Origin of the sequence: Streptomyces naganishii JCM 4654 (assembly GCF_014650575.1) — a bacterium.
GTDB lineage: Bacteria > Actinomycetota > Actinomycetes > Streptomycetales > Streptomycetaceae > Streptomyces > Streptomyces naganishii.
In genome coordinates, this window is record NZ_BMVF01000026.1 from 12,546 (window position 1) to 36,492 (window position 23,947).

A 23,947-nucleotide genomic window follows, 5' to 3' on the forward strand; every position below is an offset into this window, starting at 1 on the left:
TGCGGGTGCCCTCAGCGGGTACCCGCAGCCGGCTGTTTTCCGGGGCCACCGCATGGAGCAGGCAATGACGCAAATGATCTCCCCACCAGCGCAAAGGCGTTCTAGGCTCTTTCGTACCGCCGGATCGCGCAGTGCGGGGACGGGCACCGCACAGGCACCTGCGTCCCAGCGGTACTTGAGCGGCGCCCACGACCGAGGCCGCCGCCGGGCAAGGAGGGCCGCATGACCGTACGGCGAGTAATGGGCATCGAGACCGAGTACGGGATCTCCGTCCCCGGCCACCCCAACGCCAATGCCATGCTCACCTCGTCCCAGATCGTCAACGCCTACGCGGCGGCGATGCACCGGGCCCGCCGGGCCCGCTGGGACTTCGAGGAGGAGAACCCGCTCCGGGACGCCCGAGGCTTCGACCTCGCCCGCGAGGCCGCCGACTCCAGCCAGCTCACCGACGAGGACATCGGCCTGGCCAACGTCATCCTCACCAACGGCGCACGGCTCTACGTCGACCACGCCCACCCCGAGTACAGCGCCCCCGAGGTCACCAACCCCCGCGACGCCGTCCTGTGGGACAAGGCCGGCGAGCGGATCATGGCCGAGGCCGCCGAACGGGCCGCCCAGCTGCCCGGCGCGCAGCCGATCCACCTGTACAAGAACAACACCGACAACAAGGGCGCCAGCTACGGCACGCACGAGAACTACCTGATGAAGCGGGAGACCGCCTTCTCGGACATCGTGCGCCACCTCACGCCCTTCTTCGTCTCCCGCCAGGTCTTCGCCGGCGCCGGCCGCGTCGGCATCGGCCAGGACGGCCACGAGCACGGCTTCCAGCTCAGCCAGCGCGCCGACTACTTCGAGGTCGAGGTCGGGCTGGAGACCACGCTCAAGCGCCCCATCATCAACACCCGCGACGAACCGCACGCCGACGCCGAGAAGTACCGCCGGCTGCACGTGATCATCGGGGACGCCAACCTCTCCGAGATCTCCACCTACCTCAAGCTGGGCACCACGGCCCTGGTCCTGTCCATGATCGAGGACGGCTTCATCGCCGTCGACCTGGCCGTCGACCAGCCCGTGCGCACCCTGCACCAGGTCTCGCACGACCCCACGCTCAAGCGCCTGGTCACGCTGCGCAGCGGCCGCACACTCACCGCGGTGCAGCTCCAGATGGAGTACTTCGAGCTGTCGCGCAAGTACGTCGAGGAGCGCTTCGGCGCCGACGCCGACGAGCAGACCAAGGACGTCCTGGCCCGCTGGGAGGACACCCTCAACCGCCTGGAGAACGACCCGATGAGCCTGTCCGGCGAGCTGGACTGGGTCGCCAAGCGCGAGCTCATGGAGGGCTACCGGCGCCGTGACGGCCTGGACTGGGACGCGGCCCGGCTGCACCTGGTCGACCTCCAGTACTCCGACGTGCGCCCCGACAAGGGCCTCTACAACCGTCTGGCGGCCCGCGGGCGGATCAAGCGCCTCCTGGACGAGTCCGAGGTCGACACGGCGCGTACGAAGCCGCCGGAGGACACCCGCGCCTACTTCCGCGGCCGCTGCCTGGAGCAGTACGCCGACGACGTGGCCGCGGCCTCCTGGGACTCGGTGATCTTCGACCTGCCGGGCCGTGACTCGCTCCAGCGGGTCCCAACCCTGGAACCGCTTCGCGGAACGCGTAATCACGTCAAGGAGCTCCTGGACCGCTGCCGTACGGCCGAGGACCTGGTCAGGGTCCTGTCCGGCGGCTGAGTGGGTACCCGGGGCGAGCAGGCCGGACGGGGTGAAATCCCGGCGTCCGGGAATCATCGAGGTGGGCCTCGTACGTTGGAGAAACTGCGGGGCCGATGTCGGACCCGGCTTGTAGGGTCTGATCATCACCGATCGACCGATCGGCCGTAATGCCGACCATGTCGGGCGAACTGAGCGGGGTGAGGGTTATGGCAACGAAGGACACCGGCGGCGGACAGCAGAAGGCCACGCGGTCCTCCGAGGAGGTCGAGGAGCAGGCCCAGGACGCACAGGCCTCGGACGACCTCAAGGAACGCCACGAGAAGCTGAGCGACGACGTGGACGACGTCCTGGACGAGATCGACGACGTCCTGGAGTCCAACGCCGAGGACTTCGTGCGCTCCTTCGTGCAAAAGGGCGGCGAGTAACGCCCGGCGCCCGTCCCGGCGCGGGCCCGCGGCGAGCGGGTCGGCGCCGGGACGGATGACCGGCGCCGGTACGGGTATGGTCCGTGCACGGATTTGATGATCGGCTCGGCCGTTCCCGGCGGGGCCGCAGCCTTACGTGGAAGGAATCGCGTGGAACCCAACCCTCGTAGCACCGGGCGTCTGCCGGCTGCCTTCCTGACGCCCGGGTCCTCCTCCTTCATGGACTTCCTCTCCGAGCACCAGCCGGAGCTGCTGCCCGGCAGGCGGCAGCTGCCGCCGGTCCAGGGCGTGATCGAGGCGCCGCACGGGACGACCATCGTGGCCGCCACGTTCCCGGGGGGCGTCGTGCTGGCCGGCGACCGGCGGGCCACCATGGGGAACGTCATCGCGCAGCGGGACATCGAGAAGGTGTTCCCGGCGGACGAGTACTCGGCCGTCGGAATCGCCGGCACCGCGGGCCTCGCGGTGGAGATGGTCAAGCTGTTCCAGCTCGAACTGGAGCACTTCGAGAAGGTCGAGGGGGCGCAGCTCTCGCTCGAGGGCAAGGCGAACCGGCTGTCGACCATGATCCGTTCCAATCTGGGGATGGCCATGCAGGGCCTGGCCGTGGTGCCCCTCTTCGCGGGCTACGACCTCGACCGCGACAAGGGCCGCATCTTCTCCTACGACGTGACGGGCGGCCGCTCCGAGGAGCACGGCTACGCGGCGACGGGCTCCGGCTCGATCTTCGCGCGCGGCGCCATGAAGAAGCTCTTCCGCGAGGACCTGTCCGAGGCCGAGGCCACCACGCTGGTGGTCCAGGCGCTGTACGACGCGGCAGACGACGACTCGGCGACCGGCGGTCCCGATGTCGCCCGCCGGATCTATCCGATCGTCACCGTGATCACCGAGGACGGCTTCCGCCGGCTCACCGAGGACGAGTCCTCCGAGATCGCCCGGTCGGTGCTCCAGCGGCGCCTGGAGCAGCCTGACGGCCCGAGGGCCGCGCTGCTGTAGGGCCGGCGAGGGTCCGAGCCGAGGGTGATCGAGTGACTTCCACAGAAAGGGATGGATGACCGGTGTCGACGCCGTTCTACGTCTCACCCCAGCAGGCGATGGCGGACCGGGCGGAGTACGCCCGCAAGGGCATCGCCCGCGGCCGCAGCCTGGTCGTGCTGCAGTACGCCGACGGGATCGTCTTCGTCGGTGAGAATCCGTCCCGCGCGCTGCACAAGTTCAGCGAGATCTACGACCGGATCGGCTTCGCCGCGGCCGGCAAGTACAACGAGTACGAGAACCTGCGCATCGGCGGCGTCCGCTACGCCGACCTGCGCGGCTACACCTACGACCGCGACGACGTGACCGCCCGCGGCCTGGCCAACGTCTACGCCCAGACGCTGGGCACGATCTTCTCCAGCGCGGCCGAGAAGCCGTACGAGGTGGAGCTGGTGGTCGCCGAGGTGGGGGAGACCCCGGAGGGCGACCAGATCTACCGGCTGCCGCACGACGGCTCGATCGTGGACGAGCACGGCTCGGTCGCGGTCGGCGGCAACGCGGAGCAGATCAGTGGCTATCTCGACCAGCGGCACCGCGACGGCATGACGCTGGCCGAGGCGCTCAAGCTCGCCGTGCAGGCCCTGTCCCGCGACACCAACGGCAGCGAGCGGGAGATCCCCGCCGAGCGGCTGGAGGTGGCGGTCCTGGACCGTACGCGCCCGCAGCAGCGCAAGTTCCGGCGCATCGTCGGCCGTCAGCTCGCCCGCCTGCTGGAGGCGGACGGCGCGGCGACGGCGGCGGACGCGGACGCCGAGGCGGACGGCTCCGAGGAGGAGTAGCCGGCAGGCCCACTCGCCCGTCACGCACGTGGTGCGCGCCCCGGCCGGATTCACCGGCCGGGGCGCCACGCGTCTCAGGAGGCCCTGGGCGGCGCCGTGGAGCCCCGAACGACGAGTTCCACGGGGATGTCGCCGCCCTCGGGCGTACGGCCGTCCATGACCGCCAGCAGGGCCCGCATGCCGCGCTCGCCGAACAGCTCGGCGTCCAGCCGGACCGTGGTCAGCTCCGGGTCGATGGCCGTGGCCAGGGCCAGGTCGTCCAGGCCGGTGACGGACATGTCGTCGGGCACCCGCAGCCCGAGCCGGCGCAGTGCCTTGTAGGCGCCGGCGGCGAGTTTGTCGTCGTCGCAGACGAGCGCGGTGGGACGCGGCCCGGGCGCGGCGAGCGCGGCCTCGGTGGCGGCGCGGGCGTCCTCGATGGAGATGGGGGCCCGCGCGGTGCGGACCGAGCCGCCGGGCACCGCGCCCACGCGCGCGGACAGCTCCCGCGCCCGCACCTCGAAGGTCCAGGAGGGCACGTCCGCCGCCAGGTGCAGGAAGCGCCGGTGGCCGAGCCCGAGCAGGTGCCCGGCGACCTGGCGCACCCCGTCCGCGATGTCCAGGTTCACGGTGGCGGCGCCGAGGCTGCCCCCCGGGTCGCTGTCCAGCATGACCAGTGGCAGCGCCTCGCCGCGGATCGCGGTCAGCGCGTCGGCCGCCATGGAGGAGGCGATGACGCCGTCCAGGGCCGCCTGGGCCGAGGCGAAGGGGTTCCTGGCGGGGCCTACGCCCTCGGGGGAGGGGTACAGGACGACGCCGAAGCCGTGCTCGGCGGCCACCCGCGCGGCGCCGGTGTAGACGCCGGCGAAGAACTCCGTGGTCAGCGCGGGCACGACGAGGAGGACCGTACGGGTGCGGCCGAGGCGCAGGTTGCGGGCGGCCAGGTTGGGCCGGTAGCCGAGTTCGAGGGCGGCCCGCCGTACCCGCTCCGCGGTCGCCTCGGCCACCCGGCCGCGCCACTTGTCGCCGAGGACGAGGGAGACGGCGGCCTGGGACACCCCGGCGGCCCGGGCGACGTCACGGCTCGTGGGGCGCGTGCTGGCTGGTGCCACCGTACGGCTGCTCCTCTTCGTCTCCTCGCCGGGCGGGCGCCGTCCGGCGACTGTGTCCGCCAGGTCGTACGCCTGGACTGCCGAACAGCGCACATGGTACGTATGACAGAGCACGTTATACGTACAACCTGACCCTGGGCCGGACCGGCGCCCCCGGGCGGGGCGAGGCCGACGGGGGCTGGGCGATGGCCGCGGGATTCGCGGGATACCTGGAGATCCTCCGGGCGCGGCACGCCGCCCGGCTGCTGGCCGGCACCCTCGTGGGGCGGCTGCCCAACGCCACCGCGGCCATCTCGATCGTGCTGTTCGTCCGCGCCGAGGGCGGCACCTACAGCCTCGCGGGGGCCCTGGCGGCGGTGTACGGCGTGGCCAACGCGGTGGGCCAGCCCGTGCTCGGCCGGCTCGTGGACCTGTACGGGCAGCCCCGCGTCCAGCTGCCCGCCGCGCTCGCCGCGGCCCTGGCGATGACCGTGTTCGCCCTCACCGGCACCGGGCCCCGCGCGCTCGCCTGCGCCGCCGTGGCGGCCGCGGGACTGTTCACACCGCCCCTGGAGGGCGGCCTGCGCGCACTGTGGCCCGGCGTGCTGCGCCGGGAGGAGCAGGTGCACACGGCGTACGCGATGGACGCGGTCGCCCAGGAAGTCATGTTCACCGCCGGACCGTTGCTCGTGACCCTGTGCGTGTCGCTGTGGTCCGCGCGCACCGCGCTGGTGGTGCTCAACGCCATCGGCGTCCTCGGGGCGCTCAGCGTGGTCTGCTCGCCGCCCTCGCGCGCGTGGCGGTCGGCGTCGCGCGAGGCGCACTGGCTCGGCGCGCTGCGCTCGCCCGGGCTGCTGGCCCTGCTCGGCGCGTTCCTCTTCGTCGGCCTCGCGCTGGGCTCCATCACCGTGGCCGCCGTGCCCTACGCGGACGGTCACGGCGGCGACGCGGTGTACGGCTGGCTGATGGCGGCGCTGGGCCTCGGCGCGCTCGCCGGCGGGACGGTGTACGGGGCGCGGCAGTGGCGGGGGCGGCCCGAGCGGCGACTGCTGGTGCTGGTGGCCCTTCTGGCGGTGTGTTACCTGCCGCTGACGCTGATGCCGGGCGCGGTGGCCATGGTGGGGCTGACGGTGCTGTCCGGGGTGTTCCTGGCGCCCTGCATCGCCTGCGCGTTCGTCATCGTGGACCGGCACGCGCCGGCCGGGACGGTGACGGAGGCGTTCTCCTGGCTGGTGACCACGTTCACCGTCGGCGCGTCGGTGGGAACGGGCGTCGCGGGCCCCGTGGTCCAGGCTGGCGGCGCGCTGTGGGGCTTCGCGGTGCCCGGCGCCGCGGGGGCCGTCTCGGCGCTGGTGCTGCTGGCCACCGGAAGGGTCCTCGCAGCTCCCGCCGGGCGGGCGGTCGTTGCGGCTTCATCGGAAAATGATCCAAATCGTGCTGCCGAACCCCGTTTCAGCTCGGGGGATCGGGCGTAATGTTCACTCATGGACCGCCGCATTTTCGGGCTGGAGAACGAGTACGGCGTCACGTGCACGTTCAGGGGACAGCGCCGCCTGTCGCCTGACGAGGTGGCGCGGTACCTCTTCCGCCGTGTCGTGTCATGGGGCCGCAGCAGCAATGTCTTTCTGCGAAACGGCGCCCGGCTCTATCTCGACGTGGGGTCACATCCGGAATACGCGACACCCGAATGTGACAATGTGATCGAACTGGTCACCCACGACAAGGCCGGCGAGCGCATTCTCGAAGGACTCCTGGTAGACGCGGAACGACGCCTGCACGAGGAGGGAATCGCGGGCGACGTCTACCTCTTCAAGAACAACACGGACTCGGCGGGCAACTCCTACGGCTGCCACGAGAACTATCTGGTGGCACGGCACGGGGAGTTCTCGCGGCTCGCGGACATCCTCATCCCCTTCCTGGTCACCAGGCAGCTGCTGTGCGGGGCGGGCAAGGTCCTGCAGACCCCGCGCGGGGCGGTGTACTGCGTGAGCCAGCGGGCCGAGCACATCTGGGAGGGCGTCTCCTCGGCGACGACCCGCTCCCGGCCCATCATCAACACCCGCGACGAGCCGCACGCGGACGCCGAGCGCTACCGCCGGCTGCACGTCATCGTGGGCGACTCCAACATGTCCGAGACCACGATGCTGCTCAAGGTCGGCGCGACCGACCTGGTGCTGCGCATGATCGAGGCCGGCACTGTCATGCGCGACCTCACCCTGGAGAACCCGATCCGGGCGATCCGCGAGGTCAGCCACGACATCACGGGCCGCCGCAAGGTGCGCCTGGCCAGCGGCCGCGAGGCCTCCGCGCTCGAGGTGCAGCGGGAGTACTACGAGAAGGCCGTGGACTTCTGCGAGCGCCGCGGCATCCGCACCGGCACCGTCGAGCAGGTGCTGGAGCTGTGGGGCCGCACGCTGGACGCGATCGAGAGCGAGGACCTCGACCGCATCGGCACCGAGATCGACTGGGTGATGAAGTACAAGCTCATCGAGCGGTACCGGGCCAAGCACAACATGACGATGTCGCACCCGCGGGTCGCCCAGATAGACCTCGCCTACCATGACATCCACCGCCGTCGTGGCCTGTACTACCTGCTGGAGAAAAAGGGCCAAGCCACCCGGATCTGCAACGACTTGAAGATCTTCGAAGGCAAGTCGGTCCCCCCGCAGACCACTCGGGCGAGGCTGCGCGGCGACTTCATCCGGCGGGCCCAGGAACAGCGCCGGGACTTCACCGTCGACTGGGTGCACCTGAAGCTCAACGACCAGGCACAGCGCACCGTGTTGTGCAAGGACCCGTTCCGTTCGGTGGACGACCGGGTGGAGAAGCTGATCGCGGGAATGTGAGACAGGCTCCGGCGCAATTGCCCGCCGGGACGCAACACGGGCGCCGTACGTTTCCCGTACGGCGCCCTTGTCACGCCGTAGAGTTGCGCGCACGCCATCAACAAGATCGACCGATTACGAGGCCCCCACCGTGCGTCGACGCTCACTCCTCCTTTCCGTCCCCGCGGGACTGATCACGCTGGCCGCCTGCGGCAATGACAAGGCCGATTCCAGCAAGCCCAGCGACAGCGCGTCGCCGTCCGCGTCGGCCACCTCCGCCCCGCCGCCGCCCAAGCTCGTCTCCGGGCCGCTGCCGGCGATCACCGCGGGCACCAAGTTCGGCGAGAAGCCGACCGTGGCCAAGGGCAGCGGCGAGCCGTCCAAGGACCTCGCCGTCAGGACGGTCATCGCCGGCGGCGGCCGCACGGTCGCGGAGAACGACTTCATCAAGGCCAACTACCTGGGCCAGATCTGGAGCTCCGCGAAGGTCTTCGACAACTCCTACGACCGCAAGTCGCCCCTGCTCATCCAGCTCTCCCAGGGCAGCATCATCGACGGCTGGCGCTACGGCCTGACCGGCAAGAAGGTCGGCAGCCGCGTCGAGATGGCCGTCCCCCCGACCTGGGGCTACGGCGCGCAGGGCAACGCGCAGGCGGGCATCAAGGGCACCGACACCCTGGTGTTCGTGATCGACCTGATCGACAGCTTCAACACCAAGAGCTCCGCGCACGGCAAGGTGGTCGCGCGCAAGGACGCGAGCCTGCCGACGGTGGGCACCAACACCGACGGCCAGGCCCCCGAGGTCAAGGTGCCCAAGACGGCCGCGCCGAAGAGGCTCGTGTCGGAGTACGTCCTGGAGGGCGACGGCGCCGAGGTCAAGGCCTCGCAGACCGTGCTGTGCCAGTTCGTGGGCGTGGTGTGGGAGAGCGGCAAGACGTTCGAGTCGACGTACCGGCAGGGCCGGCTCAGCCAGTTCGCGCTGCCGCAGATGGAGCAGGTCGTCAAGGGGCTGGCCCAGGGCGTGGCCGGCAAGAAGACGGGCAGCCGTGTGCTGATCGTCGTACCGGCGAACCTGGCCTACGGGGACAACCCGCCGCCCAACAGCGGCATCCAGAAGGGCTCCACCCTCGTCTTCGCGGTGGACATCCTCGCCGCGATGTGACGGGGCCGCCACGCGCGGCGCGCGGGCCGGCGCGGGCTCGTGCGGGCGGCCTGGCGGTGGTGATGAAAGACTGTGCGCGTTGCCTTGTCGTAGATGAGCAGGAGCGAAAGACGTGAACATCGAGAAGCCCGAGATCGACTTCCCGGGCGGCGAGCCCCCGGCCGACCTCGAGATCAAGGACATCTGGGAGGGCGACGGTCCGGAGGCCAAGGCGGGCGACACCGTCTCCGTCCACTACGTCGGAGTGGCCTTCTCCACCGGCGAGGAGTTCGACGCGTCGTGGAACCGGGGCACGCCGCTCCGCTTCCAGCTGGGCGTCGGCCAGGTCATCGCCGGCTGGGACCGGGGCGTGCAGGGCATGAAGGTCGGCGGCCGCCGCCAGCTGATCATCCCCGCCCACCTCGCCTACGGCGACCGCGGCGCCGGCGGCCGCATCAAGCCCGGCGAGACGCTGATCTTCGTCTGCGACCTGGTCGGAGTCTGACAGCACCCGCCCGCGCCGGGGCCCCGGTCGCGGCCGGCGCCCCGGCCCGCTGAGCCGACCCCGGCGCGGGCACGGGGCCACGGTCGTGGGTGCGCCCCCCTACCGGGGCCGGCCTCTTGCACGGGGGCGGGCCCGGCACGCTGAGCGCCAGCGAGCCGCCCGTGCCCGGTGGCGACGCCGGGCACGGGCGCGGCCCTCCCGGCCGTGCGGTGGCCGGCGGCCTCGGCCCTCGGGCTCCAGCCGTCGCCGCGCCGGTTCTGGTCGCCGCCGACGTGATCGTGGCCGACGGTCTGGGAGCGGCGCAGTCCGGTGGTGGCCCCCGGCCCGTGATCGGTGGCGTTCGGGCGTGGGCTGTTGGTGATCGGCGGGGGTCGGGGGGCGGCTGGAAATGGCCGGGTGGGGGGCGGGCCCGTGTGGGCGTGGGGTCTCGGCTTTTGCCTGCGCAGTTCGGGGCGGTACGGTCATCGGTCGTAAGCACCATAGGGAAGGTGACGGGCGTCGATGGCCATTGCCAAGGCCGAGCGGCTGATGAACCTGGCGCTGTGTCTGCTCGGGACGCGGCGTCCGCTCAGCAAGCGCGAGCTGCGCGAGTCCATCGAGGCCTACCTCGAGGCGGGCACCGACGACTCCTTCAACCGCATGTTCGAGCGCGACAAGGACGACCTGCGCGAGCTCGGCCTGGTCATCGCGACGGTCGAGGGCCTGGACGGCGAGGTCGGCTATCTCGCCCGCCGCGACAGCAACCGCCTGCCGCCCATCACCCTGGACGCCGAGGAGGCCGCCGCGCTCGGGCTGGCCGCCAAGGTCTGGCAGCAGGCCCGCCTCGCCGGAGCGGCCAGCGGCGCCCTCCAGAAGCTGCGCGCGGCCGGACTGCCCGAGGACGTCGACCCCTACGAGGCGCACGGCGCCCTGGAGCCGCGCATCCCGGTCCACGAGGCAGCCTTCGAGCCGCTGATGCTGGCCTGCCGCGACCGCCGCCCGGTCGTCTTCGACTACCGCAAGGCCAACGCCGCCCACCCCGAGACCCGGCACGTCGAGCCGTGGGCCCTGGAGTGCTGGCGCGGCCACTGGTACCTGGCCGGCTTCGACCGCGACCGCGGTGCCGAGCGCGTCTTCCGGCTCTCCCGGATCACCGGCAGGGTGCGCAGCCGCGGCACCGGCTTCACCGCCCCGGTGCCCGACGTGGTCACCGTGCGCGAGACCGTCGCGAGCTGGGCGGGCGAGAGCGCCGACCGCTCCGCCCTGATCCGGCTGCGCGCCGGCGCCGGCTACCCGCTGCGGGCGAGGGCGAGCTCCGTACGGGAACTCGGCGACGGCTGGGACGAGTTGGAGATCCCGTACGGGCACGGGCTGGACGCCTGGCTGGTGGAGTTCGGGCCGGACGTGGTGGTGCTGGAGCCGGCCGAGCTGCGGGCGGACGTCGTGGACCGGCTGCGTGCCGTGGCCAAGGGCTGAGGGGGAGCGAGCGACACAGTGGCAGGCAAACCGGTCAGGCCCGTCAACGCCATCGACCAGACCCGGCGGATGCTCTCCCTGGTGACGTATCTGCGCGAGCGCCCCGGCGCCCGGGTCGAGGACGTCGCGCGCGCCTTCGGCATCACCGAGGACGAGCTGGTCTCCGACCTCGACGTGCTGCCCATGTGCGGCACCAGCTTCCGCGGCGGGGACCTGCTGGACATCGACACCGACGGCGAGCGCATCTGGTGGCACAACCCCGCCGCGCTCGGCGCCGAGGCCGCCGAGCCGCTGCGGCTGGCCGCCGACGAGGCGACCGCCCTGCTGGTGGCGGCCCGCGCCGTGGCCACCCTGCCGGGCCTGCGCGAGGGCGACCGGCAGGCGCTGCTGCGCGCGACCGCCAAGGTCGAGGCCGCGGCCGGGGAGGCCGCCGGGGCCAGCTCCCGGCTGTCGGTCACCTTCGAGTCCGAGGGCGGCGTGTTCGCCGACGTGGACCGCGCGATCTCCGAGCGCCGCCGGCTGTGGATCCGCTACTACTCGCCCGCCCGCGACGAGGTCACCGAGCGCGAGATCGACCCCATCCGCCTGGTCAGCGTCGGGCACACCTACGTCGAGGCCTGGTGCCGCCGCTCCGAGGCACGCCGCACCTTCCGGCTCGACCGGGTCGCCGAGATCAAGATCCTCGACGAGCCGTCCGCGCCGCCCGAGATCGAGCTGCGGGACCTGTCGCAGGCGCTGGTGCAGCCCGCCGCGGAGGACCCGGAGGTCGTCGTCGAGGTCGGTCCCGGCGGCCGCTGGGTTGCCGAGTACTACCCGCACGACAGCGCCGATGAGCTTCCCGACGGCGGTCTGCGTATTACCCTGCGCACCCCCGATCCGGCGTCCCTGCGGCGCCTGGCGCTGCGCCTGGGCCGGGACGGCCGGATCGTCGCTCCGAGCGAGCTGGCCGACAGCGCCCGCCGGGCCGCCCGCGAGGCCCTGGCCGCGTACGAAACCGCCTACGAGGTCGGGTACGACGCCGCGTACGGCACCGGGCAGGGCACCGGTCGTGGCGCGGCGGACGCCGGTGACGCCGGCGCCGGGGTGCCGGCCGGGGCCGACCCGGCAGGCGGGCCGCACGACAGGCAGGAGCAGGGGCTTTGAGCGACTCGGCGGCGAGCGGTGTGCGGGGGATCTCGGTGGCGGCCGCGTTCGCCGGGATGAGAAGCGTGGCCCCCGTGATGTTCAGGGCCGGGTGCCCCGACTGCCGCGGCCGCTTCGAGCTCGCCGCGAGCGCGCTGCGCCTGGCCATCGGCGCCAGCAGCCGGACCACGTTCTACTCCTTCACCTGCCCCGAGTGCGGCGCCGCGGTGCGCAAGCCGGCCGGGGAGCGCGTCGTCGAACTGCTCACCGGCGGCGGGGTGCGCACCCTGCGGCTGCACTCCACCCTTTAGGCTTCTGGGCATGTTCTGGCCGATGTTCGCGGTAGCCGCGGGGTTCGTGGGTCTCGCCGTCCTCGGGGTGCTCGCCGTGCGGGTGTTCCTGGAGGCGCAGCGCCTCGGGAGGCAGGTCACGGAGTCGGCGCGCCGCATCAGCAGGGCCGCGGACGACTTGGAGCGGGCGACGGTGAGCGCGGCCCGGTCGGTGGACTCGCTGTGAGGGCCCGCGGCCGACGTGTGAGTCCGGTGAGACGGCCGGTTTGCGCCGCTTCGCCCTGTCATGCTGTCGCTCCCGGCAGGTACGCTGCTGCTCGCGGACCGGAGAACGAGGCCCGGCCGCGGACGGGAGTACGCACGGGGATTGCCTCACGTTCACCCCTGAGCGTTACGATCGCTGCCATGGCGATTGATCGGACATCTGTCCGGCCGGTCGGACAGCATCCCACCCCAGCCGCCTCGGTGAGAAGGTAAAGACTTATGTTCGGAAGGCTCGGAGCTCCCGAGATCATTCTCATCCTCGTCGTCATCGTCCTGCTGTTCGGCGCGAAGAAGCTTCCGGACATGGCGCGCTCGCTCGGCAAGTCCGCCCGCATCCTCAAGAGCGAGGCCAAGGCGATGAAGGAGGAGGGCAACACCGCCTCCGCCCCGGCCCCCACGGGCAACGAGCAGCCTCCCGCGCAGCGCACCATCAAGGCCGCCCCGGGCGACGTGACGAGCTCGCGCCCGGTCAACGAGCCGACGGACACCACCCAGCGCTGACGCGCGGCCGGAGCGATCCGGCCGTGCCGCACGAGATGAGGACGTGGGTTGCTCAAGCCTGCCCGCAAGAAGGAGAAGGACCCCGAGGGGCGGATGCCCCTCGCGGACCATCTTCGTGAGCTCCGCAACCGGCTCGCGAAGGCACTGCTGGCCATCGTCCTGGTGACGGTCGTCGCCGCCTTCTACTACAACGACATCATCAACTTCCTCACCAAGCCGATCCTCGACTCGGTCGGCTGCACCAAGAGCTTCGCGGAGCTGACGAACTCGACCGCGCAGTCCCAGAGCTGCGCGCGGATCACGATCAACGGCCTGCTCGCGCCGTTCACCCTGGCCCTCCAGGTCTCCCTGATGACCGGTGTCGTCTTCGCCTCGCCGGTCTGGCTCTACCAGCTGTGGGCCTTCGTCGCGCCCGGCCTGCACCGGCACGAGAAGAAGTACGCCTACGGGTTCGTCGCCAGCGGCGTCCCGCTCTTCCTCGCCGGCGGCTTCTTCGCGTACAAGGTGCTGCCCACCACCGCCAAGGTGCTGATCGGCTTCACCCCGCACGACGTGGACAACCTGCTGCCGCTGGACGACCTGCTCCAGCTCGTGACGCGCATGGTGATCGTCTTCGGGCTCTCCTTCGAGCTGCCGCTGCTGCTGATCATGCTCAACCTCACCGGGATCCTCAGCGGCCGGCGCATGCTCGGCTGGTGGCGCGGCATGATCCTCGGCATCACGATCTTCGCGGCCGTGGCCACGCCCAGCACCGACCCGCCGACCATGCTGGCCCTCGCGGTGCCGATCTGGGTGCTGTACTTCGGCGCGGTCCTCTTCGCCCTGGGCAACGACCGCCGCAAGCGCCGCCGCGAGGAGGCCGGCCCCGGCGACGACGAGGCCTCCGAGCTCGACCTCACCCCCGAGGACATCGGCGAGATCGAGTCCGTCAACGCCAGCCGCGCCCTGCCCGAGCAGACCGGCACGGACCGGGTCAACGGCTACGACGACGCGACCTGAGCCCGTCCCCGCTCCTCCGGCACGCCCCGGCGACGAGCCGGCCGCCCCGCACCCGGCGTGCGAGCGGCCGGCTTCCCTGTTCAGGGGCCTGTGACCGGGCCTGATCCAGATAAAGATCGTCCTGTTGTCAGTGCGGCCCGGTACGCTCGAAAGCACGATGACACAGGACCTCTCACCGGCCGAGCGGTACGCGGCAGCGCGCAGGCGAGCTGCCGAGCAGGCCACCGCGCTCGCGGGCTTCAGCGAGATGTACGACTTCGGCCTCGACCCCTTCCAGATCGAGGCCTGCCGGGCGCTCGAGGCCGGCAAGGGCGTGCTGGTCGCCGCGCCCACCGGCTCCGGGAAGACGATCGTCGGCGAGTTCGCCGTCCACCTCGCCCTCCAGCAGGGCAAGAAGTGCTTCTACACGACCCCCATCAAGGCGCTGTCGAACCAGAAGTACTCCGACCTGTGCCGGCGCTACGGCAGCGGCAAGGTCGGCCTGCTCACCGGCGACAACAGCCTGAACTCCGACGCCCCGGTGGTCGTGATGACCACCGAGGTGCTGCGCAACATGCTCTACGCGGGCTCCCAGACCCTCCTGGGCCTCGGGTACGTGGTCATGGACGAGGTGCACTACCTCTCCGACCGCTTCCGCGGCGCGGTCTGGGAAGAGGTGATCATCCACCTGCCCGAGTCGGTGACGCTGGTGTCGCTGTCGGCGACCGTCTCCAACGCCGAGGAGTTCGGCGACTGGCTGGACACGGTCCGCGGCGACACCGAGGTCATCGTCTCCGAGCACCGGCCCGTGCCGCTGTTCCAGCACGTGCTGGCCGGGCGGCGGATGTACGACCTGTTCGAGGAGGGCGAGGGCCACCGCAAGGCGGTCAACCCCGACCTGGTGCGCCTGGCCCGCATGGAGGCCAGCAGGCCGTCGTACGCGGACCGCAGGCGCGGCCGCGCCATGCGGGAGGCCGACCGCGAGCGCGAGCGCAGACAGCGCTCGAGGATCTGGACCCCGGGCCGCCCCGAGGTCATCGAGCGGCTCGACGCCGAGGGCCTGCTGCCCGCGATCACCTTCATCTTCAGCCGCGCCGCCTGCGAGGCCGCCGTCCAGCAGTGCCTGTACGCGGGGCTGAGGCTCAACGACGAGGAGGCGCGCGAGCAGGTCCGCGCCCTGGTCGAGGAGCGCACCGCCGCCATCCCGCCCGAGGACCTGCACGTCCTCGGGTACTACGAGTGGCTGGAGGGCCTGGAGCGGGGCATCGCCGCGCACCACGCGGGCATGCTGCCGACCTTCAAGGAGGTCGTCGAGGAGCTGTTCGTGCGCGGACTGGTCAAGGCGGTCTTCGCCACCGAGACCCTCGCGCTCGGCATCAACATGCCCGCCCGCTCGGTGGTCCTGGAAAAGCTCGTCAAGTGGAACGGCGAGCAGCACGCCGACATCACCCCCGGCGAGTACACCCAGCTCACCGGCCGGGCCGGCCGCCGCGGCATCGACGTCGAGGGCCACGCGGTGGTCCTGTGGCAGCGCGGGATGAACCCCGAGCAGGTGGCGGGCCTGGCCGGCACGCGCACCTATCCGCTGCGCTCCAGCTTCAAGCCGTCGTACAACATGGCGGTCAACCTGGTCGAGCAGTTCGGCCGGCATCGCTCGCGCGAGCTGCTGGAGACGTCCTTCGCGCAGTTCCAGGCCGACAAGTCGGTGGTCGGGATCTCCCGGCAGGTGCAGCGCAACGAGGAGGGCCTGGAGGGCTACAAGGAGTCGATGACCTGCCACCTCGGCGACTTCTCCGAGTACGCGCGGCTGCGCCGGGAGCTGAAGGACCGCGAGACGGAGCTGGCCCGCCAGGGCGCCGCCCAGCGGCGGGCCGAGGCTGCCGTCGCCCTGGAGCGGCTCAAGCCCGGCGACATCATCCACGTGCCCACCGGCAAGTACGCGGGCCTGGCCCTGGTCCTCGACCCGGGGCTGCCCGCCGGCCGGTCCAACGGCCACCGCGGCCTCGAGCACCACGACGGCCCGCGCCCCCTGGTGCTCACCGCCGAGCGGCAGGTCAAGCGGCTGGCGGCGATCGACTTCCCGGTGCCCGTCGAGGCGCTGGAGCGGATGCGGATCCCCAAGTCCTTCAACCCCCGCTCCCCGCAGTCCCGCAGGGACCTGGCGTCCGCGCTGCGCACCAAGGCCGGGCACATCCCGCCCGAGCGGCACCGCAAGCGGCGCTCCCAGGCGGCCGACGACCGGGAGATCGCCCGGCTGCGCGCCGCCCTGCGCGCCCACCCCTGCCACGGCTGCAACGACCGTGAGGACCACGCCCGCTGGGCCGAGCGCTACCATCGGCTGCTGCGCGACACCAAGCAGCTCGAGCACCGCATCGAGGGCCGTACGAACACCATCGCCCGGACCTTCGACCGGATCGTCGCGCTGCTCACCGAGCTCGACTACCTGCGCGGCAACGAGGTGACCGAGCACGGCAAGCGCCTGGCCCGGCTCTACGGCGAACTGGACCTGCTGGCCAGCGAGTGCCTGCGCGAGCGGGTCTGGGAGGGCCTCGCCCCGGCCGAACTGGCCGCCTGCGTGTCGGCGTTGGTCTACGAGGCGCGGGTCAGCGACGACGCCATGGCGCCCAAGCTGCCCTCGGGCAGGGCGAAGGCCGCGCTCGGCGACATGGTGCGGATCTGGGGCCGGCTGGACGCCCTGGAGGAGGAGTTCCGCATCAGCCAGACCGAGGGCGTCGGCCAGCGCGAGCCCGACCTGGGCTTTGCCTGGGCCGCGTACATGTGGGCGTCCGGCAAGGGCCTGGACGAGGTGCTGCGCGAGGCGGAGATGCCGGCCGGCGACTTCGTGCGGTGGTGCAAGCAGGTGATCGACGTCCTCGGGCAGATCTCGGCCGCCGCCCCCGGCGAGGGCTCCACGGTCGCGAAGAACGCGCGCAAGGCCGTGGACGGCCTGCTGCGCGGAGTGGTCGCCTACTCGTCCGTCGGCTGACGCCCCGAGACGTCCAGCGGAAGCGGTCCCCCGCCCTGTGCCAAGGGCGGGGGACCGCTTCGTGGTTACGGGCCCGGGCGACGCGGAATCCCTATTCACCCGTCACGGTGAGTCGTTTTCGTACGCCCGTACGCCGTGACCCTCCGCGTTCGAACGGAGTCACAGCGTGTAAACGACAGGAGCGTACTCCTGTCGCGAGGGCCGTTTCAGGTGCTTGCTGAATATGACATGGCGATGATCCGGTCGGACTAGGCTCGCCCGCGGCGCACCGGGTTGAGCCAATTCGCGCGCCTGTTCCCAAAGGTCTGGAAAATCCCGTCAGTTCTCTGACATACCCCCCGCAAGCTGCCCCGAACCCCCCAGCCGATTCGTTGAGAAGGCCTACATGGTGAGTGTTCAATCGCCTCCCGGCGGCCGCGAACTTCCCTACGCGCGCGTGCTGTTGCTGCCCGTCATAGTCATGGCGGCGGTCACCGGAGCCGCCGTCGCCCTGGTGGCGGACCCGGCCCGCCTCGCCGTCGGCTGCTGCGGCGCCGTCGCCACCCTGCTCGTGCTCGCCACGGCCGCCGAGGCCGCGCGCCGCGGTCGTGTCATCCGCGCCGGACAGGCCGAACACGCCCGTCACAGCCAGTATCTGGAGCGGCGCCTGGCCGCCCACGACGCGGACATCGCCCGCCTCGGGAACGAGATCATCCCCACCGCCGTCCGGCACCTGCGGTTCAACAACACGCCCCAGGAGACGATGCGCGACATCGTCGACGCCAACCCGGAGTGGCGGCGCATCCCCGAGTCCCAGCGCGCGGTGCTCTGGACGATCCTGAACATCGTCGACACCGAGGAGAACCTGCGCGACTCCACCCAGCGCTCCTTCGTCGCCCTCGCCCGGCGCGTGCAGGCGATCGTGCACCAGCAGGCCAAGGAACTGCGGGAGATGGAGGAGGACCACGGCCGCAGCCCCGAGGTCTTCGACGACCTGCTGCGCATCGACCACGGCACCGCCCTGATCGGCCGCCTCGCCGACTCCATCTCCGTCATCGGCGGCGGCCGCCCCGGCCGCCAGTGGCCCAACCCCGTCACCCTCTACAGCGTGCTGCGCGGCGCCATGTCGCGGATCCTGGAGTACCGCCGCATCGAGCTGCACTCCATCGCCAAGGTCAACATCAAGGGCACCGACGTAGAGCCCGTCATCCACGCCGCGGCCGAACTCCTCGACAACGCCACCCGCTACTCCCCGCCCCAGACCAAGGTGCACGTCACCGCGATCGAGGTGCAGAGCGGCGTCGCCATCGAGATCGAGGACGGTGGGGTCAGCCTCAACGAGGAGTCCCGCAACCGGCTGGAGAAGATCCTCGAGGCCGCCAAGGCCGGCGTCGACCTCCAGGAACTCGGCGAGAGCCCGCGCCTGGGCCTCGCGGTCGTCGGCCGCCTGTGCTCCAGGTACGACATGCAGATCTCCCTGCGGGCCTCCGCCTACGGCGGCGTCCGGGCCGTACTGGTGGTGCCCGGCAACATGATGACCACCGACCCGGCGCCCGGACTCGCCCACGGCATCGGCGCCACCTCCATCCCGCGGCCCGGCGAGGACGCCGTGGAGGGACCCAAGCGCGCCCCCAAGCGCCGCCGCCCCACCAGCCCCCGCATCCCCGCCTCGGTGTCCCTGGAGGACGACGACGTCCCCGAGGTCACCGAGTGGACGGAGAACGGGCTGCCGCAGCGCCGCAGCCGCGTCAAGATCCCGCTCAGCCAGCGGATCGCCGAGCAGGCCGCCGCCGAGCGCGCCGAGAAGGAGGGCCGCTCGGTGTGGCCGACGCCGGAGCCCGAGCCGGCGCCCGCCGAGAAGGAACCCGAACCGGGCCTGTGGGTCGAGGCCTTCTGGGACGGGCTGAAGAAGGACAACCCGGGCCCCGACCCGACCGCGTTCACGCAGAACCCGACCGCTTTCACCCACCTGATCGAGAAGCCGGCCCGTGCCGAGGCCGACGACGAGGGGGACCTCAAGTGATCCAGCAGCGAGCCAACTTCGACTGGATGCTCAAGGAGCTCAACGACGGTGTACCGGGCATCGAGATGATCGTGGTGCTCTCGTCCGACGGGCTGCGCATCGCCCGCTACGGCGGCGACCCCGACGCCGCCGACCGCGTCGCCGCGGCCTGCGCCGGACTGCAGAGCCTGGCCAGTGCCGTCGCCGTGGAGATCCCCGACAGCGACGGTCGGATGAAGCTGGTCATCATCGAGATCGACGGCGGCTACTTCTACCTCATGTCCGCCGGCGCCAACGCCTACCTCGCGGTGCTCGCCGACATCCGCACCGAGCCCGGTCTCATGAGCGCCCGCATGCGCGACCTCGTGGTCCGCATCGGCGCCCACCTGACCAGTCCGCCCCGGCGGAACGGGCAGACCGTATGACTCCTCCGCGACGCACGAGGCGCTACCCCCGGCACGAACCGACGCCGCCCCCCAAGCCCGCCAAGGAGGGCGAGGAGAAGAACCCCGAGCGGCTGTACGTGGTCGCCGGGGCGGCGGAGGACGGCGCCCGCGCGGCCCTCGACCTGGTGACCCTGATCGTGGCACGCGCCGAGGCGCCGCCCTCGGCCACCCCGGAGCAGGCGGCCGTGCTGCGGCTGTGCACCGCCCCGCTGTCGGTGGCCGAGCTGTCGGCCTACCTCAGCCTGCCGTTCAGCGCGATGACGGTCCTGATCACCGAGCTGCTCACGGCCGAACTGGTGCAGGCGCGCGCCCCGATCGTCCGCCAGGCGGTACCCGACCGTTCCCTTCTCGAAGCGGTGATGCATGGACTTCAACGGCTCTGACACCATCCCCGGCCCGCGCACCGAGGACCACCTGCCGCACACGGCCCAGGCCGCGGCGAAGATCGTCATCGTCGGCGGGTTCGGGGTCGGCAAGACCACGATGGTCGGCTCGGTCAGCGAGATCAGGCCGCTGACCACCGAGGAGACCATGACGCAGGCCGGCGTCGGGGTCGACGACAACTACGGCTCCGAGACCAAGACGGCCACCACCGTGGCGATGGACTTCGGCCGCATCAGCATCACCGACCAGCTGGTGCTCTACCTCTTCGGCACCCCCGGCCAGCAGCGCTTCTGGTTCCTGTGGAACGGGCTGTTCGAGGGGGCGCTGGGCGCGGTCGTGCTGGTCGACACCCGCCGGCTGGAGGTCAGCTTCGACGTCATAGGGCGCCTGGAGGAGCGCGGCGTGCCCTTCGTCGTGGCCATCAACTCCTTCCCGGACGCGCCCCGTTACCCGATCCCCCAGCTGCGCACGGCGCTCGATCTGACCGAGGACATCCCGATGGTCGAGTGCGACGTACGCCGCCGGGCCTCCAGCCGGGACGTACTGCTGACCCTGATGCGCTTCCTGCACTCCCTGACCATGACCGGCTCGCTCACCTGACCGCCTCTTCCCCGCTTCCTCATACGTCCCGAAAGCGACCGCTGTGACGCCTGAAACCCACTACCCGACCGGTCCGGACGACCTCGCCCCCACCCCGCCCCCCGGCTGCCCCGCGCACGGCGCCGGACCCGGCGGGCTGCACCGGCTCCAGGAGGCACGGGACCTCAAAGCGCTCTACGCCCGGCTGCGCGAGCGGTACGGCCCGGTGGCGCCGGTGCTGCTCCACGACGACGTGCCGATGTGGGTGGTGCTCGGCCACGCCGAGAACCTGCACATGGTGCGCACGCCCTCGCACTTCACCCGGGACAGCCGCATCTGGACCCCGCTGGCCGAGGGCATGGTCAAGCCCGACCACCCGCTGATGCCGCACATCGCCTGGCAGCCGATCTGCTCCCACGCCGAGGGCGACGAGCACAAGCGGCTGCGTGGCGCGGTCACCGCGGCCATGGCGACGATCGACCACCGCGGACTGCGCCGCCACATCGGCCGCGCCACCCAGCGGCTGGTCAACCGCTTCTGCGAGACGGGCCGCGCCGAGCTCGTCGACCAGTTCTCCGAGCATCTGCCGATGGCGGTGATGTGCCAGGTCCTCGGCATGCCCGAGGAGTACGACGACCGGATCGTGCACGCGGCCCGGGACATGCTCAAGGGCACCGAGACCGCGATCGCCAGCAACGAGTACATCATGGGCTGCCTGCGGCGCCTGGCCGCCCGCCGCCGGACGCAGCCCGAGGACGACTTCGCCAGCCACCTGGTCAACGACCCGGCCGGACTCACCGACGACGAGGTCGGCCAGCACCTGCGGGTGGTGCTGATCGCCGCGTACGAGGCGACCGCGAACCTGCTCGCCAACACGATCCGCCGGGTGCTCACCGAGCCCGGCTTCCGCGCCCAGCTCAACGGCGGCCAGATGACGGTGCCGGAGGCGGTCGAGCAGTCCCTGTGGGACGAGCCGCCCTTCAGCACGGTCCTCGGCTACTTCGCCAAGGAGGACACCGAACTCGGCGGGCAGCGCATCCGCAAGGGCGACGGGCTGCTGTTCGGCATCGCGCCCGGCAACGTCGACCCGCGGGTGCGCCCCGACCCCACGGCCGACATGCAGGGCAACCGGTCCCACCTCGCCTTCGGCGGCGGACCGCACGAGTGCCCCGGCCAGGACATCGGGCGGGCCATCGCCGACGTGGGCGTCGACGCGCTGCTCATGCGGCTGCCGGACATCCAGCTGGACTGCGAAGAGGACGAGCTGCGCTGGAAGGAGTCGATCGCCTCGCAGCACCTCGTGGAGCTGCCGGTGCGCTTCACCCCGCGCCCGCAGCAGTCCGAGACGGCCAAGCCCAGCCACACCCCGGTGGAGATCCCCGAGCGCCGGATCGTGTGGGACATGAGCGACATGCCTCCCCGCACGGTCCCCGACGAGGAGCCGCCTCCGCCCGAGTGGCGGACCGGTCCGATGCCGCCCGCCGGCCAGGAGGACGCGGCGGCACGTCCGCCCGGCCGCCTGCGGCGCTTCCTGCGCTGGTGGCGCGGCTACTGACCGGCCCAGCCGCCGGGTGAGGACCAGGCCGCCAGGTCCCGCCCGCTGCGGAACCGGTGTTCGGCGCCGGTGACCGGGTCGGTGAACTCCAGCGTCCGCGCGAGCAGTTGCAGCGGACGCCGGAAGTCGCCGGCCGGCGCCGGGCCGGTCACCACCGGATAGAGCGGGTCGCCGAGGATGGGCACGCCCAGCGCGTTCATGTGCACCCGCAGCTGGTGCGTCTGCCCGGTCGCGGGCGCCAGCCGGTAGCGGGCGAGGCCGTCCGCGCGGTGCTCCACCGCCCGCACGAGGGTGACCGCGTTGGGCTCGCCCGGCACCTCGCGGGCGGTCAGCACCCCGCGCTCCTTGACGATCCGGCTGCGCACGGTGCGCGGCGCGTCGAGCGCGGGGTCGTGGGGTGCGACGGCCTCGTACTCCTTGCGCACCCGCCGGTCGCGGAAGAGCGTCTGGTAAGCGCCGCGCTCCTCGGGCCGCACGGTGAACAGCACCAGTCCGGCGGTGAGCCGGTCCAGGCGGTGCGCGGCGGTCAGCTCCGGCAGGCCGAGCTCGCGGCGCAGCCGCGCCAGCGCCGTCTCGGCCACGTGCGCGCCGCGCGGGGTGGTGGCGAGGAAGTGCGGCTTGTCCACGACGACGAGATGCTCGTCGCGGTGGACCACCTTAAGCGGGAACGGCACCGGCACCTCCTCCGGCAGCTCCCGGTGGAACCACACGAACAGACCCGGTTCGTACGGCGTCCCGGCCGCGACCGGACGCCCGTCGGCCCCGACGATCCGCCCGGCCGCCAGCATCTCCTCGACCACTCCGGGACCGGCCCCCGACAGCCGCTCCACCAGGTGCTCGCCCACGGTGGCCCACGGGCCCGCCGCGGGCAGCCGCACCCGCACCGCGTCCACCCCGCGCCGCTGCGGCAGGGGAGAGGGCGGTGCCCCTGACCTTCGCCTCATCCCACGAACCCTACGGCGGACTCGACAAGCGCCCCGAAACGCGATACATCGTGTGCGTTGACGCACCTCGACGGACGCGATATGTTCGGCTACGGATATTCGGTAGCAAGGATCTAGGGAAAGCGGGGTGGTCCTCGTGGCGATGAAGCGGCGCAAGCTGGGCAATCCGCTGGCGCTCGCCGTGATGGCGACCCTCAGGCAGAAGCCGATGCACCCCTACGAGATCGCGCAGACCCTGCGCCGCCAGGGCAAGGACGCGAGCACGAAGATCAACTACGGCTCGCTCTACACGGTCGTGCAGAACCTGGAGAAGCACGGCTTCGTGGCGGTCACCGAGGTCGAACGCCAGGGCAACCGGCCCGAGCGCACGATCTACGGCCTGACCGACGCCGGGCGCGAGGAGATGGTCCAGTGGATGTCGGACCTCGTGGCCGTCCCGGCCAAGGAGTTCCCCATCTTCGAGACGGCGCTCTCCCTCCTCGGCGTCCTGCACCCCGATGACGTCGTACGCCTCCTGCGGGAGCGGCTGAACGCGCTGGAGGTGCAGGCGGCGAGCGCGCGCGGCGGACTCGAGAAGCTCTACGAGACGCTGCCGCGGCTCTTCCTGATCGAGAACGAGTACCAACTGCACATGATCGAGGCCCAGGCCGGCTGGGTGCGCGGCTTCCTCCGGGAACTCCAGGAGGGCTCGCTGCCCGGCATCGAGCAGTGGCGGCGCTTCCACGAGACGGGACAGGTCCCGCAGGACCTCGACGACTGGGAGGCGCCCGGCACCGAGAACTGACGCGAGCGAACGACCCCGGCGGAGCTGTTGCAGCAGCCCCGCCGGAGTCTCGAACCCCGAGCCGAATCCACCGTGAGGCTTCCTCCGGGCGATCGAGGTGCGGCACACCCAGGATAGCCCGGCGCTCCTCACGTGGATCTTCCGTCGGCCACCGGCCGATCCGTCCTCACCACAGGAGCACC

Annotated in this window: 23 protein-coding genes; 21 read left to right on the top strand and 2 right to left on the bottom strand. The window is 71.7% G+C overall.

What is annotated here, in order from left to right; all coding sequences use genetic code 11:
- Nucleotides 1–222 precede the first annotated feature (222 nt).
- The 4 genes from dop to prcA all read left to right on the top strand — a co-directional run bounded on the left by dop (nt 223) and on the right by prcA (nt 3,955).
- Entirely contained in the window at nt 223–1,734 is a 1,512-nt protein-coding gene (gene dop / locus IE217_RS31320) for a depupylase/deamidase Dop (RefSeq protein ID WP_373298170.1), read from the top strand.
- 188 nt (nt 1,735–1,922) lie between these two features.
- Nucleotides 1,923–2,141: a ubiquitin-like protein Pup gene (locus tag IE217_RS31325; protein WP_189706951.1), complete on the top strand. Its 219-nt coding sequence runs from the start codon at nt 1,923–1,925 to the stop codon at nt 2,139–2,141.
- A 150-nt stretch (nt 2,142–2,291) separates the two neighbouring features.
- Nucleotides 2,292–3,137, top strand: a complete 846-nt coding sequence (gene prcB / locus IE217_RS31330) for a proteasome subunit beta (protein WP_190181341.1) — start codon at nt 2,292–2,294, stop codon at nt 3,135–3,137.
- Between the two features lie 62 nt (nt 3,138–3,199).
- On the top strand, nt 3,200–3,955 hold the full coding sequence (gene prcA, locus IE217_RS31335) for a proteasome subunit alpha (protein WP_190181342.1): 756 nt from the start codon (nt 3,200–3,202) through the stop codon (nt 3,953–3,955).
- Between the two features lie 74 nt (nt 3,956–4,029).
- Here prcA and IE217_RS31340 read toward each other — a convergent pair whose 3' ends face one another.
- On the bottom strand, nt 4,030–5,046 hold the full coding sequence (locus IE217_RS31340) for a LacI family DNA-binding transcriptional regulator (protein ID WP_190181343.1): 1,017 nt from the start codon (nt 5,044–5,046) through the stop codon (nt 4,030–4,032).
- Nucleotides 5,047–5,231: 185 nt separating this feature from the next.
- On the opposite strand from IE217_RS31340, the gene IE217_RS31345 reads away from it, so the two are divergent.
- The 16 genes from IE217_RS31345 (at nt 5,232) to IE217_RS31420 (ending at nt 22,037) form a co-directional block, all read left to right on the top strand.
- Nucleotides 5,232–6,500, top strand: coding sequence for an MFS transporter (locus IE217_RS31345; RefSeq protein WP_190181344.1), 1,269 nt, complete (start codon nt 5,232–5,234; stop codon nt 6,498–6,500).
- A 9-nt stretch (nt 6,501–6,509) separates the two neighbouring features.
- Nucleotides 6,510–7,871, top strand: a complete 1,362-nt coding sequence (gene pafA / locus IE217_RS31350) for a Pup--protein ligase (protein ID WP_059125684.1) — start codon at nt 6,510–6,512, stop codon at nt 7,869–7,871.
- 130 nt (nt 7,872–8,001) lie between these two features.
- Entirely contained in the window at nt 8,002–9,012 is a 1,011-nt protein-coding gene (locus tag IE217_RS31355; RefSeq protein WP_190181345.1) for an FKBP-type peptidyl-prolyl cis-trans isomerase, read from the top strand.
- A gap of 112 nt (nt 9,013–9,124) precedes the next feature.
- Entirely contained in the window at nt 9,125–9,496 is a 372-nt protein-coding gene (locus IE217_RS31360) for an FKBP-type peptidyl-prolyl cis-trans isomerase (protein WP_190181346.1), read from the top strand.
- A 501-nt stretch (nt 9,497–9,997) separates the two neighbouring features.
- Entirely contained in the window at nt 9,998–10,951 is a 954-nt protein-coding gene (locus tag IE217_RS31365) for a helix-turn-helix transcriptional regulator (protein ID WP_190181347.1), read from the top strand.
- 18 nt (nt 10,952–10,969) lie between these two features.
- Nucleotides 10,970–12,094, top strand: a complete 1,125-nt coding sequence (locus tag IE217_RS31370) for a helix-turn-helix transcriptional regulator (protein WP_229865744.1) — start codon at nt 10,970–10,972, stop codon at nt 12,092–12,094.
- Complete coding sequence (locus IE217_RS31375) at nt 12,091–12,384, top strand: hypothetical protein (RefSeq protein ID WP_190181348.1); 294 nt, start codon at nt 12,091–12,093, stop codon at nt 12,382–12,384. The genes IE217_RS31370 and IE217_RS31375 overlap by 4 nt, the downstream gene beginning before the upstream one ends.
- Before the next feature lie 10 nt (nt 12,385–12,394).
- Nucleotides 12,395–12,589 carry a hypothetical protein gene (locus IE217_RS31380; protein WP_190181349.1) on the top strand — a complete coding sequence of 65 codons (195 nt, stop codon included), beginning with the start codon at nt 12,395–12,397 and terminating at the stop codon, nt 12,587–12,589.
- A 257-nt stretch (nt 12,590–12,846) separates the two neighbouring features.
- Nucleotides 12,847–13,128, top strand: coding sequence for a Sec-independent protein translocase subunit TatA (tatA, locus tag IE217_RS31385; protein WP_189706972.1), 282 nt, complete (start codon nt 12,847–12,849; stop codon nt 13,126–13,128).
- Nucleotides 13,129–13,176: 48 nt separating this feature from the next.
- Entirely contained in the window at nt 13,177–14,127 is a 951-nt protein-coding gene (tatC, locus tag IE217_RS31390) for a twin-arginine translocase subunit TatC (RefSeq protein ID WP_190181350.1), read from the top strand.
- Nucleotides 14,128–14,284: 157 nt separating this feature from the next.
- On the top strand, nt 14,285–17,092 hold the full coding sequence (locus tag IE217_RS31395) for a DEAD/DEAH box helicase (RefSeq protein WP_190181351.1): 2,808 nt from the start codon (nt 14,285–14,287) through the stop codon (nt 17,090–17,092).
- A gap of 385 nt (nt 17,093–17,477) precedes the next feature.
- Nucleotides 17,478–19,094, top strand: coding sequence for an ATP-binding protein (locus IE217_RS31400; RefSeq protein WP_190181352.1), 1,617 nt, complete (start codon nt 17,478–17,480; stop codon nt 19,092–19,094).
- Nucleotides 19,091–19,498, top strand: coding sequence for a roadblock/LC7 domain-containing protein (locus IE217_RS31405; RefSeq protein WP_190181353.1), 408 nt, complete (start codon nt 19,091–19,093; stop codon nt 19,496–19,498). The genes IE217_RS31400 and IE217_RS31405 overlap by 4 nt, the downstream gene beginning before the upstream one ends.
- The gene (locus IE217_RS31410; protein WP_190181354.1) at nt 19,495–19,902 is read left to right on the top strand and encodes a DUF742 domain-containing protein; all 408 of its coding nucleotides are present in this window, start codon (nt 19,495–19,497) and stop codon (nt 19,900–19,902) included. Before IE217_RS31405 ends, IE217_RS31410 begins: the two co-directional genes overlap by 4 nt.
- Nucleotides 19,883–20,503: a GTP-binding protein gene (locus IE217_RS31415; RefSeq protein WP_190181355.1), complete on the top strand. Its 621-nt coding sequence runs from the start codon at nt 19,883–19,885 to the stop codon at nt 20,501–20,503. Before IE217_RS31410 ends, IE217_RS31415 begins: the two co-directional genes overlap by 20 nt.
- 43 nt (nt 20,504–20,546) lie before the next feature.
- Nucleotides 20,547–22,037 carry a cytochrome P450 gene (locus tag IE217_RS31420; RefSeq protein ID WP_190181356.1) on the top strand — a complete coding sequence of 497 codons (1,491 nt, stop codon included), beginning with the start codon at nt 20,547–20,549 and terminating at the stop codon, nt 22,035–22,037.
- On the opposite strand, the gene IE217_RS31425 is transcribed toward IE217_RS31420, so the two are convergent.
- Nucleotides 22,031–22,981 carry an RluA family pseudouridine synthase gene (locus IE217_RS31425; RefSeq protein WP_190181357.1) on the bottom strand — a complete coding sequence of 317 codons (951 nt, stop codon included), beginning with the start codon at nt 22,979–22,981 and terminating at the stop codon, nt 22,031–22,033. The two genes, IE217_RS31420 and IE217_RS31425, sit on opposite strands and share 7 nt — an antisense overlap.
- Before the next feature lie 142 nt (nt 22,982–23,123).
- Between IE217_RS31425 and IE217_RS31430 the strand changes: the two genes are divergently transcribed.
- Nucleotides 23,124–23,765, top strand: a complete 642-nt coding sequence (locus tag IE217_RS31430; protein ID WP_190181410.1) for a PadR family transcriptional regulator — start codon at nt 23,124–23,126, stop codon at nt 23,763–23,765.
- Nucleotides 23,766–23,947: the final 182 nt, after the last annotated feature.

What these genes read in the sequence shown, in the direction of transcription:
- IE217_RS31415 (WP_190181355.1), top strand. Translation starts at nt 19,883, where the DNA reads ATGGACTTCAACGGCTCTGACACCATCCCCGGCCCGCGCACCGAGGAC.
- pafA (WP_059125684.1), top strand. Translation starts at nt 6,510, where the DNA reads ATGGACCGCCGCATTTTCGGGCTGGAGAACGAGTACGGCGTCACGTGC.
- IE217_RS31395 (WP_190181351.1), top strand. Translation starts at nt 14,285, where the DNA reads ATGACACAGGACCTCTCACCGGCCGAGCGGTACGCGGCAGCGCGCAGG.
- IE217_RS31430 (WP_190181410.1), top strand. Translation starts at nt 23,124, where the DNA reads ATGAAGCGGCGCAAGCTGGGCAATCCGCTGGCGCTCGCCGTGATGGCG.
- IE217_RS31325 (WP_189706951.1), top strand. Translation starts at nt 1,923, where the DNA reads ATGGCAACGAAGGACACCGGCGGCGGACAGCAGAAGGCCACGCGGTCC.
- IE217_RS31425 (WP_190181357.1), bottom strand. Translation starts at nt 22,981, where the DNA reads ATGAGGCGAAGGTCAGGGGCACCGCCCTCTCCCCTGCCGCAGCGGCGC.
- dop (WP_373298170.1), top strand. Translation starts at nt 223, where the DNA reads ATGACCGTACGGCGAGTAATGGGCATCGAGACCGAGTACGGGATCTCC.
- IE217_RS31410 (WP_190181354.1), top strand. Translation starts at nt 19,495, where the DNA reads ATGACTCCTCCGCGACGCACGAGGCGCTACCCCCGGCACGAACCGACG.
- IE217_RS31365 (WP_190181347.1), top strand. Translation starts at nt 9,998, where the DNA reads ATGGCCATTGCCAAGGCCGAGCGGCTGATGAACCTGGCGCTGTGTCTG.
- IE217_RS31400 (WP_190181352.1), top strand. Translation starts at nt 17,478, where the DNA reads ATGGTGAGTGTTCAATCGCCTCCCGGCGGCCGCGAACTTCCCTACGCG.
- tatA (WP_189706972.1), top strand. Translation starts at nt 12,847, where the DNA reads ATGTTCGGAAGGCTCGGAGCTCCCGAGATCATTCTCATCCTCGTCGTC.
- IE217_RS31345 (WP_190181344.1), top strand. Translation starts at nt 5,232, where the DNA reads ATGGCCGCGGGATTCGCGGGATACCTGGAGATCCTCCGGGCGCGGCAC.
- IE217_RS31380 (WP_190181349.1), top strand. Translation starts at nt 12,395, where the DNA reads ATGTTCTGGCCGATGTTCGCGGTAGCCGCGGGGTTCGTGGGTCTCGCC.